11 protein-coding genes are annotated in these 13,807 nt (G+C 74.7%); 8 read left to right on the top strand and 3 right to left on the bottom strand.

Annotated features, from left to right (window positions below):
- The first annotated feature begins 220 nt into the window (after positions 1-220).
- The 7 genes from V6U82_RS13560 to V6U82_RS13590 all read left to right on the top strand — a co-directional run bounded on the left by V6U82_RS13560 (position 221) and on the right by V6U82_RS13590 (position 7,948).
- The gene (locus V6U82_RS13560) at positions 221-661 is read left to right on the top strand and encodes a hypothetical protein (RefSeq protein ID WP_128136522.1); all 441 of its coding nucleotides are present in this window, start codon (positions 221-223) and stop codon (positions 659-661) included.
- Between the two features lie 62 nt (positions 662-723).
- Positions 724-879, top strand: coding sequence for a DUF4177 domain-containing protein (locus tag V6U82_RS13565; RefSeq protein ID WP_013289021.1), 156 nt, complete (start codon positions 724-726; stop codon positions 877-879).
- Between the two features lie 5 nt (positions 880-884).
- Positions 885-1,346, top strand: coding sequence for a RidA family protein (locus V6U82_RS13570; protein ID WP_120572751.1), 462 nt, complete (start codon positions 885-887; stop codon positions 1,344-1,346).
- Positions 1,347-1,476: 130 nt separating this feature from the next.
- Positions 1,477-2,271, top strand: coding sequence for an MBL fold metallo-hydrolase (locus V6U82_RS13575; RefSeq protein ID WP_442933437.1), 795 nt, complete (start codon positions 1,477-1,479; stop codon positions 2,269-2,271).
- Positions 2,268-5,849 (top strand): adenylate/guanylate cyclase domain-containing protein, encoded by a 3,582-nt coding sequence (locus V6U82_RS13580; protein ID WP_334461137.1) that lies wholly within the window; start codon positions 2,268-2,270, stop codon positions 5,847-5,849. Before V6U82_RS13575 ends, V6U82_RS13580 begins: the two co-directional genes overlap by 4 nt.
- A 134-nt stretch (positions 5,850-5,983) precedes the next feature.
- Positions 5,984-6,442 carry a hypothetical protein gene (locus tag V6U82_RS13585; protein ID WP_091425823.1) on the top strand — a complete coding sequence of 153 codons (459 nt, stop codon included), beginning with the start codon at positions 5,984-5,986 and terminating at the stop codon, positions 6,440-6,442.
- Positions 6,443-6,472: 30 nt separating this feature from the next.
- Positions 6,473-7,948 (top strand): protein kinase domain-containing protein, encoded by a 1,476-nt coding sequence (locus V6U82_RS13590; RefSeq protein ID WP_334461138.1) that lies wholly within the window; start codon positions 6,473-6,475, stop codon positions 7,946-7,948.
- Here the strand turns inward: V6U82_RS13590 and V6U82_RS13595 are convergent.
- On the bottom strand, positions 7,935-8,399 hold the full coding sequence (locus V6U82_RS13595) for a hypothetical protein (protein ID WP_128138335.1): 465 nt from the start codon (positions 8,397-8,399) through the stop codon (positions 7,935-7,937). The genes V6U82_RS13590 and V6U82_RS13595 overlap by 14 nt on opposite strands.
- 235 nt (positions 8,400-8,634) lie before the next feature.
- On the opposite strand from V6U82_RS13595, the gene V6U82_RS13600 reads away from it, so the two are divergent.
- Entirely contained in the window at positions 8,635-10,413 is a 1,779-nt protein-coding gene (locus V6U82_RS13600) for an alpha/beta hydrolase (protein WP_334461139.1), read from the top strand.
- A gap of 244 nt (positions 10,414-10,657) precedes the next feature.
- Here the strand turns inward: V6U82_RS13600 and V6U82_RS13605 are convergent, their stop codons facing one another.
- A complete protein-coding gene (locus V6U82_RS13605; RefSeq protein ID WP_334461140.1) occupies positions 10,658-11,821 on the bottom strand; it encodes an acyl-CoA dehydrogenase family protein in 1,164 nt (387 codons plus the stop codon).
- On the bottom strand, positions 11,818-13,794 hold the full coding sequence (locus V6U82_RS13610; RefSeq protein WP_334461141.1) for an ATP-binding protein: 1,977 nt from the start codon (positions 13,792-13,794) through the stop codon (positions 11,818-11,820). The genes V6U82_RS13605 and V6U82_RS13610 overlap by 4 nt, the downstream gene beginning before the upstream one ends.
- Between the last annotated feature and the right edge of the window lie 13 nt (positions 13,795-13,807).

Below are 13,807 nucleotides of genomic sequence, written 5' to 3' on the forward strand. Positions count from 1 at the left end.
TGCCAGCCCCGCGTACGTGCCCCGCCGGACGAAGGCGGCCACCGCGTTTCCGACCAGCGTTGTGTCGCAAATGTGACTGGACGTGACGAGGCGTGCGCGTCCCGTTGCCGGGACTCGTCGCAGGATCTACGTTCGTCCCCGACGCGGAGAGCCGGGCCGGGGACGGCTCCGAGCCGGATGGCGGTGTTTGTTGAACAGGTACGACGCCCGGAGGCGAAGGATGCGCGACGCGGAGAACAGTCCCCGAGGCCAGTTCCCCGGTGACCGGGCCGGACGGCCGGGTGAGGCCGAGGGTCCGGGTGCGCCGTTCAACGAGCGCTCCTACGGCTCGGCGGCCGAGGGGATCCGGACGCTTCCCCGTTCCGGCGGGAAGGGGCGGGACGAGGACGAGCCCGGCTACGTCATCCACCTCCAGGTCCGGGTGCCCGACCTGGCGGCGGCCACCGCGCTCGCCGGCACCGTCGCCACCTCGCTGGGCTTTCTGATGGAGCTGGACGCGGGCGAGACCACCGTCTCCACCGCCGACGACCAGAACAACAGGCACCGGGTCTTCTGCGACCTGCTGCTGCCCGACCGCAGCCGGTGCCCGCAGCGCTTCGAGCACGAGGGCCCGTGCGGCGAGCCGCCGCCGGCGCCGGAGCCGCGTCCCGCGTCCTGGTGACCGCGGCGGACCGTAGGCTGTGCCTGACCGAAGTCCAAGTCAGGCAAGGGAGCCCTCCTCCGATGCAGAAGTGGGAATACGCCACGGTGCCGCTGCTGGTCCACGCGACCAAGCAGATCCTCGACAACTGGGGCGAGGACGGCTGGGAACTGGTCTCCGTGGTACCCGGCCCGAACCCGGAGCAGCTCGTCGCGTACCTGAAGCGTCCGAAGGGCTGACCTCCATGAGCAACGGACCCCACGCGAAGCTCGCCGAGCTCGGCCTCGCACTGCCCGAGGTGGTGCCGCCGGTGGCCAGCTACGTGCCGGCCGTCCAGTCCGGGCAGCACGTCTACGTGTCCGGCCAGCTGCCGATGGCCGAGGGCAAGCTGCTCGCCACCGGGAAGGTCGGCAACGGCGTCTCGGCCGAGCAGGCGAAGGACCTGGCGGAGCGGTGCGCGCTCAACGCGCTCGCCGCGATCGACGCGCTGGTCGGGCTGGAGAACGTGGTCAAGGTCGTGAAGCTGACCGGCTTCGTGGCCAGCGCACCCGGCTTCACCGGCCAGCCCGGCGTGATCAACGGCGCCTCCGACCTGTTCGGCGCCGTGTTCGGCGAGGCCGGCCGCCACGCCCGCAGCGCCGTGGGCGTAGCCGAACTCCCCCTCGACGCCCCGGTAGAGGTAGAGGTCATCGTCGAGGTCGCGTAACGCGCCCGCCCGCCGCTGAAGCCCGCGATCTTGCGGTTGTGGCCCTGGCAGAAGCCCCAGACGGGGACAAACCCCGGGCCGGAACTGCAAGATCGCGGGGAGTGGCGGGCGGAGTCGTACGATCGCAGCCATGGGTGGGCGTATGGCCGGTGCGGCGGGGGCACTCGCGGACGGGCTGCCGGGGTGGGTGACGTTGCTGCGTGCGCCGAACCCGGGGCCGATGACCCTCGACGGGACGAACACGTGGGTGCTGCGGGCCGGGCCCGGCGCGCCCGCCGTCGTGGTCGACCCGGGGCCCGCCGACGAGGGGCACCTGGCCGCCGTCGCGGCGCAGGGAGGCATCGGGTGCGTGCTGATCACGCACGGGCACGCCGACCACACCGAGGGTGCACCCCGGCTGCGCGAGCTGCTCGACGGCGTACCGGTGCTCGCCGCCGACCCGGCGCACACCGCCGGAGGTCAGCCGCTCACCGCCGACACCACCTTCGACCTGGGGCTCGACCTGCGGCTGCTGCCCACCCCCGGGCACACCGCCGACTCGGTCTGCCTCGTCGCCGCGCACGACGGCGAGCGCGTCGTGCTGACCGGTGACACCATCCTCGGCCGGGGCACCACAGTGGTCGCCCACCCGGACGGGCACCTCGGCGACTACCTGTCGAGCCTGGAGCTGCTCTCCGCGTACCGGGGGATCCCGGCGCTGCCGGGCCACGGCCCGGCGCTGGCCGACTGCGGTGTGGCGGCCGACTTCTACCTGGCCCACCGGCGGGCCCGGCTGGACCAGGTGCGCGCCGCCGTCGCCGCGGGCGCCACCACCGCCGCCGAGGTGGTCGCCGTGGTCTACGCCGACGTCGACAGGTCGCTGTGGTGGGCCGCCGAGTGGTCGGTCCGGGCCCAGCTCGAACACCTCGGGGTGGAGCAGCCGTGACCTGCCCGGTGTGCGGAACCGTAGCCGTGCCCGGGGCGCGGTTCTGCCACAACTGCGGGGCGGCGCTGCCGGCTGCCGCCACGCTGCCCGCCGCCGAGCGCCGCGTGGTGACCGTGCTCTTCGGCGACCTGTCCGACTTCACCTCCTGGTCGGAGGACCTGGACCCGGAACGGGTCGGCGCGGTCACCGACCGGGTGCTCGCCGCCCTCGCGGGCGCGGTCAAGACGTTCGGCGGGCACGTCGACAAGCTCACCGGCGACGGGATCATGGCGGTCTTCGGCGCGCCGGTCGCGCACGAGGACGACGCCGAGCGGGCGGTCCGCGCGGCGCTGTCCATGCAGCGCGCGGTGCGGCGGGTGCTCGACGACGAGCGCGGCGGCGGCGCGCCGCTGGGCCTGCGCGTCGGCCTCAACACCGGAGACGTGATCGCCGGCATCCAGGCGGCGATCGAGTACACAGTCATCGGCGACACGGTGAACACCGCCGCGCGGCTGGCCGACGCCGCCGCGGTCGGCGCGGTCTACGCCGGGGCGCGGACCTCCGCCGCCACCCGGCACGTCGCCTCCTGGCGGGCGCTGCGCCCGCTGCGGCTCAAGGGCAAGCGGGAACCGGTCGAGGCGTACGAGCTGCTGGGCCTGCTCGACGCGCCCGGCACCCGGTCCGGCCTCGGTGACGAGGCGCCGTTCGTGGGCCGGGAGACCGAGATCGGCCGGGTGGCCGGCCGGCTCGCCGAGGTGATCGACCGGGGTGAGCCCCGGGTGCTGCTGATGACCGCCGAGGCGGGGATCGGCAAGTCCCGGTTCGCGGCCGAGGTGGAACGCCTCGCCGCCGGTTACGACGTCGGCGCCGGCCGGTACGCGGCGCACACCGGCGCCCGGGTGCTCTCGGTGCGCTGCGCGGCGTTCGGCGAGCGTCGTCGGCTGGCGCCGCTGGCCGACCTGGTCCGGGCCGCCGTCGGCCTGCCCGGCGACGCGGCCACCGCCGTCACCCGGCCGGCCGTCGAGGAGCGGCTGCGCCGCCTCGGCCAGCGCCTGTCCCGGCTCCCCGGCGACCCGCCGCCGATCGCCGCGGACCAGCTCCTGGCCCTGCTCGGGTACGCCGAACTCCCGCCCGCCACGGAGAACGGCGAGTGGAACGCGGCCGGACCACCGCCGGACGACGAAGCGGTGCCGACGGCTGTCGCGGACCTGCTCAGCGCGCTCGCCGTGGAGGCGCCGCTGGTGATCGTGGTGGACGACCTGCACGACGCGACCGCCGAGACGCTCAAGGCGCTGGCGCTGACCCTCAACCGGCTCAGCGGGCCGGTGCTGGTGCTGCTGCTCGGCCGCCCCGAGCTGGTACGGACCGCCGGCGCGCTGACCCGCGTCGCGGACGCCGAGGTGCACGCGCTGCCGCCGCTGCGCGGCGCGGACGCGTCCCGGCTGCTCACCAGCTACCTGTCCGGTGGCCGCATGCCCCAGGCCGACGCGGACCGGCTGCTCGCCACCGCGCAGGGCAACCCGTTCTACCTGGCCGAGCTGGTCACGCTGCTGATGGAACGCGGCGCGCTCACCGCCGGTCCGGGCCGGGGCGCTGACGTCGGCTGGCGCCTCGCCCCCGGATCGCTCGGCAGCCGGCTGCTCTCCCGGGACCTGGCCGCGGTGCTCGCGGCGCGTATCGACGCGCTGCCGCCGAACGCCCGCTCGGCGCTGCGCGACGCCGCGGTGGTGGGCGACACCGTGCCGGCGGGCGCGCTGGAGGCGCTTCGGGAACAGCGGGTCGGACAGGACGGACGGCCCGCCGCGGTGGCCGCCGTCGAGCTGGACCGGGCCGTGGAGGAGCTGCTGCAACGGCGCATGCTGCACCGCACCCGCAGCGGGTTCGCCTTCGCCACCCCGCTGATGCGGGAGGCCGCGTACGCCGGGGTGAGCAAGGCCGAGCTGGCCGAGCGGCACGCGGCGCTGGCCCGCTGGGCCGCGCCGGAGAGCGTTGACGAGACCGGCGGCGCCCCCGGCGGCGCCTTCACCGAGGCGGCCCGGGACGACTTCGTCGCCGAGCACGTGGAGCGGGCCACAGCGCTCGCCGACGCGGTCAAGCTGCGCCCGGACGCGCCGGCCCGGGCGGTCACCCCGCTGGGCGTGGCCGCGCTGGGCCGGGCCGCGCGCCGGTCGCTGCGGTCGGGGGAGCCGGCTCTCGCCGTCGAGTACGCCGAGCGCGCGGCCGAGCTGGCCCGCGACGGGGTGCCACCGGCCGACCGGGTGGTGCACGCCCGGGCGCTGCTCCAGGTCGGCCGCCCGGCCGACGCGCTCGCGTTCGCCGAGAAGATCGCCGCGAACACCGGCGACCCGGCCACCCGGACCGCGGCGCTGCTGCTCGCCGGGCAGGCCCAGCAGACCCTCGGCGACGCCGGGCGGGCCGAGTGCAACTGGCAGGAGGCGCTGCAGGTGGCCACCGACGCCGACCTGCCCACCCTGCGGGCCGCGGCGATGCGGCGGCTCGGCATGGCCGACTTCATCGCCGGCCGGCTCGGGCAGGCGAGCAGCCGGCTGGCCGCGTCCTACCAGGTCAGCCTCGCCGCGCGGGATCCCCGCGGGCAGGCCTGGTCGTTGCAGAACCTGGCCTGGGTGACCACCACCCGGGGCGACTTCGCCGGCACCGACGCGGTGCTCGGCCGGGCCGCCCGGCTCTTCGCCGAGCTGAAGGACCCGTACGGGCGGGCCTGGCTGCGCGGCACCACCGCGTTCGCCCGGCTGCTGGCCGGGCGGCTGCGCGAGGCGTGCCGGATGGCGCGGGTGTTCCTGCCGTTCGGGGAGCGGGTCGGCGAGGCGTGGGCGGTGGGGACGCTGCGCGCGGTCGAGGCGTACGCCACCGCCGAACTGGGCGACCTGGCCGAGGCGGACCGGGCGGCGAGGCGCGCGTACCGGGACTTCGCCGAGGTGGGCGACGACTGGGGGCAGGGCTTCGCGCTTGTGGTGCGCGGCGTCGTGGCGCGCGGGCTGGGCGAGCCGGAACATGCGGCCGACCTGTTCACCGAGGCGCTCGAGTACGCCGACCGGACCACCCACCCGCTGCTCACCGGCATGGCCGGCACGCTGCGCGGCTTCGTGGCGCTGGACATGGGCGACCACGAGACCGCCGAGCGGGAGGCGCGGTCGGTGCTGACCCGGGTGGAACCGCACAACCCGCAGGCGCCGGCCCAGGTCGCGCCGCGGGTGCTGCTCGCCATGGCCCGCCTCGCGGCGGGGGATCCGGGCACCGCGGTGGGGCTGCTCGCCCCGGTGGCCACCGGCGCTGCGAACGCGCCCTCGCTGCTGTTCTCGCGGCGGCAGACGATGGCCCGGTACGCCGCCGCGCTGCTCGCCCACGGCCAGCGCGAGCAGGCGCTCGACTGGGCGCAGCGGTCGGTCACCGCGCCGGCCGAGGACGTGCGCAGCCAGGTGGTGGCGCTGCTGGTGCTGGCCGAGGCGCTCGACGCCTGCGGTCGCCGGGCCGAGGCGCTGACGAACGCGGAGGAGGCGGTACGCCTCGCGTACGCCACCGAGCAGCGCAGTGAGCGGATCGTTGCGGACGCGTTGCGGGTCCGCCTCTCCGGCGGCTGATCGCCCTTGTTCTGACGGTTCCGGGGATGTGTTCGTCGGTGGGGCCGGTTAGCGTGGGGCGGCGACAGTCGTGGATCGACTGTCGCCTCCCGGTGCGCGCCTGCGTCACCGGCAGACCACGCTGGGGAGGAACGATGAGGCTGCCGCGCTCGGGCGCCGGCTGGACGATCGCGGTCTTCGGGCTCCTCGCGCTGCTGCTCGGCGCGCTCGGTCTGATCTGGCCGGAGACGCAGCTGCGCCTGCTCGGCTTCGAGGTGCCGGCCGAGCGCGCGCCGGGCGACTACACCGGCACGTTCCTCACCGCGTCCTCGATGGCCTCGTTCAACATGGGGGTCTACTACCTGCTCGCCGTCGCCACCGAGTGGCGGCCGTTCTACCGGTTCACCGTGTGGTTCCGCCTGGTCACCTTCACCGTGTTCACCATCGCGGTGCTCTCCGACGTCGCGCCGGACCGCTTCTTCGCGGTCGCCGCGTGGGAGGGGCTGGGCGCTGTCGCGACAGCTGCCGGCCTGTGGTGGGACGCCCGCCGGGCGGGCGCCGCCACCGACGACTCCGTCCCGGGTCCGGTGCCGGCCACCGACGCGGCGCGCTGACGGGTCCGGATCGTTGGGTATTTTCGAGTCGTGACCGAGACCCCGCCCGGCGCCCTGCGGCTGCCCATCGTGCCCGGTCTGACCGATCTGCAGGTGTTCGCCCGGGGCGGCTACGCCACCATCTACCGGGCCACCCAGATCTCGGTGGGGCGCGAGGTCGCGGTCAAGATCGAGAACCGCACACTGGACAGCGAGCGCGACCAGGCTCGCTTCCTGCGCGAGGCCCGTGCCGCCGGGCGGATGTCGTCGCACCCGCACGTGGTGGACCTGTTCGACGTCGGGGTCACCGTCGACCAGCACCCCTACCTCATCATGGAGCTGTGTGACGGCTCGTACGCCGAGCGGATGCGCACCTCGCCGCTGGGCCCGGCGGAGACCCGCGACCTGGGCGTGAAGATCGCCGACGCGCTGGCCCACTCGCACGCGGCGGGCGTCCTGCACCGCGACGTCAAGCCGGCGAACATCCTGCACTCCGAGTTCAACTCGGCCGTCCTGGCCGACTTCGGCCTGGCGGTGCTCGCCGAGTTCCGTGACTCCTCGGTGATGCTGGAGGCGCTCACCCCGGCGTACGCGCCACCGGAGACGTTCAACCACAGCCCGCCCACGCCCGCGGTCGACGTCTACTCGCTGTGCGCCACGCTCTACGCGGTGATGTACGGCCGCCCACCGCGCTGGCACTCCGAACGCAACCCGAGCCTGGTCACCGTGCTGGAGATGTTCCAGCAGCCGATCCCGGGCCTGCCCGGCGTGCCCGGTGAGCTGATCGACGTACTCCGGTTGGGCATGTCGAACGACCCGGGTGCGCGGCCCTCCGCGGTCGAACTGCGTGGCCTGCTCGCCTCGCTGCCGCTGGACGGCGCTCCGGCGACCGGCGGTGTGTACGACGGTGCCACCGGGGACCGTCTCCACCGCACCGGCGGGCCGAATCCGCGACCGCCTGCGGACGACGACCACCCGACGGTTGCCTCGCGTGCCCGGCGCTGGCCGAAGCGCTGGTTCCTCGGCGGCGCCGGGGTGCTGGCGCTCGCCGCCTCGGCCGGGGGTGGCTGGGTGGCTGCCGGGCACGCGCCGGCCGTCGTGCCGACGCCGGCGCCCAGCGGCGTGGCCGGGGTGGCGCCGGTGCCCGGCTGCGCGTCCGCCGACGTGCGGCTGCCCGCCGGGGCCCGCTGCGCGACGGAGCTGGAGTGCTTCGGTCCGGTACGGCTGCGCCGCGACCGGGCCGAGGCGAGCCGGGTGCCGTGCGACGGCCAGCACACCTGGGAGACCTACGCCGCCGGTGACCTGCCGGCCGGTCTCGCCGGTGCCAGGCACGAGACGGTGGCGGCCGACCCGGCCGTCGGGCGGGTGTGCAACGCCGACACGTTCCGGCTGGTCAGCGGCGGCAAGTCGGCGAGCGGGTGGAACCTGGAGGTGCTGCCGCCGGAGGCCGAGACGGACCGCACCTACCGTTGCCTGGCCGGCCGGGGCGTCAACGCGCTCGCCGGCCCGACGCTCACCGGTCGCTGAGCCCGTTCGCGGTCCGGCCCTGCCGCACCGACCGCGGGTCGAGCGTCTCCAGCGTGTCGGCGTCCACCGCTGTCGTCGACCGCATGCCGCGTACCACCCGCGGGTCCAGCGTCTCCAGCGTGTCCGCGTCGATCGGCTGGCCCGCCGGGGTGCGCAGGTTCCGCACCGCGCGCGGGTCGATGGCCTCCAGCGTGTCGGCGTCCACTCCGTACCCCTGGTGGGGGATCGGCCAGTTCTCGGCCTGCGGTGCGGGCCCGCCGGCGGCGCCGGACTGGCGCGCGGCGGTGATCGTCACTCCCGTGATCATGGCGAGCAGGACGCAGACCAGGGCCAGCACGACCGACAGGATGCCGGGCGGACGCCACACGGCGAGGGTCACCACCGCCGCCACCGTCGCCAAGGACGCGACGACGGCCTTCGCCCGCGCATCGGGCTTCGGGAACGATCTCACCCGACAAGCATGGCCCAGCGCGTCCACCTGTCAACCGGCGGGATGAGACGGCTTCCCGTCACCGACCCTCCACTTCGGAGGCGCGGGTAGCGACGATCGAGAAAAAATCGTTACATCATCTGGTTGTTTGCCGTATCGATCCGGGTTTGGGGGCCGCTAACGTGGGCGTCGATCCCTAAAGTGACGGGGGTCGAGGTCTCCTCGACGGAACTGTTCCCCGACGGAAGGCAGCTCCATGCCCCGTTCAATCCGATCCCTGGCCGCAACCGGGATCGCCGGCGTCCTCCTCGCCGTACCGGCCGTCGCGCCCGCCGCGGCGGCGACTCCGCAACCACCCGCGCACGACCGCACCAGCGCCGCCGAGGCGCGCCGGGTGGACCGCGTGCCGACGCCGAAGCTCGACTGGTACGCCTGCTACGACTACGCCGAGTGCGCCACGGTCCGGCTGCCGCTGGACTACGACAACCCGAAGGGCGCCACCACCGAGGTCGCGCTGCTCCGGGTGAAGGCCCGCGACCAGCAGCGCAAGTTGGGCAGCCTGTTCCTCAACCCGGGTGGTCCGGGTGGTTCCGGCACGAGCATCGCGCTCGCCGCGCCCTACTTCCTCGGCGACGACCTGCTCGACCGCTTCGACATCGTCGGCGTCGACCCGCGCGGCGTCGGGGCCAGCGAGAACATCAAGTGCTTCCGGTCGGTGAAGGACCAGACCCGGGCGTACGCCGGCCTCAACGTCGCGTTCCCGTCGACCAGGGCGGAGGAGAAGGCGTACGTCGCCGCGTCGAAGGCGGTCGGCAAGGCGTGCTCCACCACCGGCAAGCCGCTGACCGGCGCGTCGTCCACCGCCGAGGTGGCCCGCGACATGGACGTGCTGCGCCGCGCGGTCGGCGACAAGAAGCTCAGCTACCTCGGGTTCAGCTACGGCACCGCGCTGGGCCAGTACTACGCCAACATGTTCCCGGACCGCTTCCGCGCGCTCGTCGTCGACGGCGTGCTCGACCCGAACGCCTGGGTCGGCCAGGGCAGTGCCCGCAACCAGCTCCAGGAGACGCGACTGCGCAGCGCCGACGGGGCCTACCGGGCGCTGCGGGAGATCCTGGCCCGGTGCGGCGGGGCCGGCGCCGATCAGTGCGCGCTGGCCGCCGCCGGCGATCCGCTCGCCGCGTACGACACGGTCGCGAAGCGGCTGCGCAAGAAGCCGGTGGTGATCGAGGACCCGGACTTCGGCTCCTTCACGGTCAGCTACGCGGACTTCGTCGGCGCCACGCTCGGCGCGCTCTACGACCCGTACGGCTGGCAGTCGGTCGTCGACATCACCGTGCAGCTCCTGGCCGCGACCGACCCGGCCGCCGGCAGGGCCGCCACCGCACCGGCCCGCAAGGCGCTCGCCGCCCGCGCCGCGCAGGCCCGGCAACAGCGGGGGTACGACTTCCCGTACGACAACGGGCTGGAGACGTTCCTGACCGTCGACTGCACCGACGCGTACCACCCGAAGAGCGCCGACGCCTGGCCGGCGCTGTCGGCGAAGGAGGACAAGCGGGCGCCCTACTTCGGGCGGGCGTGGGCCTGGGGCACCTCGCCCTGCGCCCGCAACACCTGGACGGTGCGGGACGAGGACGCGTGGACCGGGCCGTTCAACCGGGTCACCGCCGCCCCGGTGCTGGTGGTCGGCAACTACTGGGATCCGGCGACCAACTACCAGGGCGCGGTCAGCTCGGCCAGGCTGCTGCCGAACAGCCGCCTGCTGAGCAGCGACAGCTGGGGCCACACCGCGTACGGCACGTCGGCGTGCGCGACCGGCCGGATCGACGCGTACCTGCTCACCGGCAAGCTGCCGGCCAAGGGCACGCTCTGCGTCGGTGACGCGCAGCCGTTCCAGGAGGACGCGGCGGCAAGCCGGGCGGACGCGTCGAAGAGCGCGCTGGCCCGGGCGGGCGAGCCGAGCCGGGGCGAGCCGAAGCGGCTGCCGCCGGTGGCGACGCCGCGCCCGGCGGTCGGCACGCTGACCGTCCGCTGACGGACCCCCGGGGTACGGCGGGTGATCGGGCACCCGCCGTACCCCGGGTCGCGTCCGCGGCCACGTGGTCACTGTCGACGACGTGGACGTGGTGCTGCTCCAGGAACGCGTGGTGTGCGGTACGTGCCGGTCCGCTGCTGGAAGGGCTGGGCCGGCGGGTCCGTCCGGTCCACCGCATCGACGCCGCCTGCCGCACCGTCGACTGATCGCCCCCGGCCGGGCGGCGCGAGCGGGGCGGCGCGAGTCAGTAGGACTTGTCCTGGCTCAGGACGTGCTGGGCGACGAAGTTGAGGATCATCTCCCGGCTGACCGGGGCGATCCGTCCCGCGCGTACCGCACCGAGCAGCGTCGCCACGCCGTACTCGGTGGTCATGCCGGCCCCGCCGAGCGCCTGGACGGCGGTGTCGACGGCGAGCGCGGCGGCCTCGCCCGCCGCGTACTTGGCCATGTTGCCGGAGATGCCGGCTTCCAGGTCGCGGCCCGCGTCGTAGAGCGTCGCCGCCTTGTGGATCATCAGCCGGGCCAGCTCGACCTGCACTGCCGCGTGCGCCAGCGGGTGCGCCACCCCCTGGTGGGAGCCGATCGAGCGCCCGCCCCACACCTTTCGGGTGGCGGTGTAGTCGGACGCCTTCTCGATGGCGTAGCGGCCGGTGCCCGCGCCCATCGCGGCCACCGTGATGCGCTCCGGATTGAGTCCGGCGAACAGCGCGGGCAGCCCGGCGTCGAGCGACTCGCCGACGAGCGCGTCGGCGGGCAGCCGGACGTCGTCGAGGAAGAGCAGGAACTGGTTCTCCGGCGACAGGATCTCCATGTCCAGCTTGGACTTCTCCAGGCCGGGCGCGTCGGTCGGCACGATGAACAGCGCCGGCTTCAGCTTTCCGGTGGAGGAGTCCTCGGTGCGTGCCACCACCAGCACGTGCCCGGCCTCGTCCACCCCGGAGATGTAGATCTTCCGGCCGCTGAGCAGCCAGTCGTCGCCGTCGCGGCGGGCCACGGTGGCGAGGCGGTGGAAGTTCGAGCCCGCGTCCGGCTCGGTGATCGCGAAAACGATCTTCTGGGAGCCGTCGGCGAGACCGGGAAGGTGCTTCTTGCGCTGCTCCTCCGTACCGTGCTTGTTGATCACGGTGGCGGCGATGGCGGGGGAGACCACGAGCAGCAGCAGCGGGCAGCCCGCCGCGGCGAGCTCCTCGCACACCAGCGCCAGCTCGGTGATGCCGCCGCCCCCGCCGCCGTACTCCGTGGGGATGTTCACGCCCAGGTAGCCCAGCCGGCCGGCCTCGTGCCACAGCTCGGTCGTGTGCTCACCGGACTTGGCCTTCTCGACGAAGTAGGAGTGGCCGTACTTGCGGCCCAACGCCCGTACGGCGTCGCGGAGCTGGTCCTGCTCGGGGGTCAGGTCGAAGTTCACTGCGGGTCCTCCTCGGGGTCCACCACGGCAAGTACGGCACCCGTCTCGACCTGGCCGCCGGCCGGCACCGGCAGCTCCGTCACCACGCCGTCGGCGGGAGCGAGCACGGGATGTTCGAGCTTCATCGCTTCCAGCGTCAGCAGCAGGTCACCGGCGGCGACCCGCTGACCGACCGCCACATGCACCCGGGTCACCGCGCCGGGTAGCGGCGCGAGCAGCGACCCGGCCGCCAGCTCCGCGGTGGGCAGGGGAAGGCGGGGCAGCTCGGTGAGGCTCGCCGCCCCGTCCGGGCCGTCCACGAAGACCGAAGACCCCACCCGGTGTACGCGGAAAGCCCGCCGCACCCCGTCCACGTCGAGCAGCACCCGGTCCGGGGCGGCGTCGACGACCGTCACGACCGGCGCGGCGTCGGACGGGGACACCGACCATTCGGCGAGGCCACCGGTGCGGTCGAGCCGGTACCGGACCTCGATCTCCTCGTCGCCCGGGCCGGTGAACCGGGTGACCTGCGGGAAAGCCGGCACGTTGCGCCAGCCCGACGGCAACCCGGCCAGCACCGGCGCGGCGGCCCGGCGCGCGGCGGCCCCGGACAGCGCCGCCGCCAGCGCCGCCACCGGAAGCTGCCCGGCCGGCAGCAGCGGCGCGAACACCTCCGGGTGCCGATCCAGGAAGCCGGTGTCCACGTCGACGGCGGCGAACTCCGCGCTGCGCAGCACGCGGACCAGCAGATCCCGGTTGGTCGCCACGCCGTGCAGTTCGGCGCGGGCGAGCGCGCCGGCCAGGGCACGGGCCGCCTCGGTGCGGGTGGGCGCCCAGGCGACGAGCTTCGCCAGCATCGAGTCGTAGTGCACGCTGACCGCCGAGCCGTCCACCACACCGGAGTCCAGGCGCAGCCCACGCGCCGGGCCGAACTCGGCGGCGACCCCGGGGATCGCGAACCGGTGCAGCGTGCCGGTGGCCGGACGGAAACCCTGGGCCGGGTCCTCGGCGCACAGCCGTACCTCGATGGCGTGGCCGTCGGCGGGCGGCGTGGCGGTGACCGGCAGCGGCTCACCCTCGGCGACGAGCAGTTGCAGCCGGACCAGGTCCAGCCCGGTGGTCAGCTCGGTCACCGGGTGTTCCACCTGGAGGCGGGTGTTCATCTCCAGGAAGTGCACCTGCCCGTCCGGCGCGAGCAGGAACTCCACGGTTCCCGCGCCGACGTAGTCGACGGCCCGCCCGGCCGCCACCGCCGCCTCGTGCAGCGCCGCGCGCACGTCGTCGGGCAGCACACCGGGCGCCTCCTCGACGATCTTCTGGTGGCGGCGCTGGATCGAGCAGTCGCGTACCCCGAGGGCCACGACGGTGCCGTGGGTGTCGCCGAAGATCTGCACCTCGACGTGGCGGCCGCGTTCCACGTACCGCTCGATGAAGACGGTGCCGTCGCCGAACGCCGCCGCCGCCTCGCGGCGCGCGCCCGCGACGGCCTCGGCCAGCCCGGCGGCGTCGCGGACGATCCGCATGCCCCGGCCGCCGCCGCCTGCCGATGCCTTGACCAGCACCGGGAAGGCGGTGACCTCGGCCGGGTCGGTCCAGGTGGGCAGCATCGGCACGCCCGCGTCGGCGAGCAGTGCCTTGGCGGCCATCTTGTCGCCCATCGCCGCGATCGCCTTGGCGGACGGACCGACCCAGGTCAGGCCCGCGTCGGTCACCGCCGCCGCGAACTCGGCGTTCTCCGCGAGGAACCCGTAGCCCGGGTGGACGGCGTCAGCGCCGGAGCGCCGGGCCGCGTCCAGGACGGCGTCGATGCGCAGGTACGTCTCGGCCGGCGTGTTACCGGGCAGTCGCACGGCCTGGTCGGCGTCGGCGACGAACGGTGCGTCGGCGTCCGCGTCGGAGTGCACGGCCACGGTGGCCACGCCGAGGGCGCGGCAGGTGGCGAAGACCCGGCGGGCGATCTCGCCCCGGTTCGCGACCAGAAGTTTCGAAATCATGCGCGCTGAGCCT

This window comes from Micromonospora sp. CPCC 205554 (genome assembly GCF_036902745.1).
Taxonomy (GTDB): Bacteria; Actinomycetota; Actinomycetes; order Mycobacteriales; family Micromonosporaceae; genus Micromonospora; species Micromonospora tulbaghiae.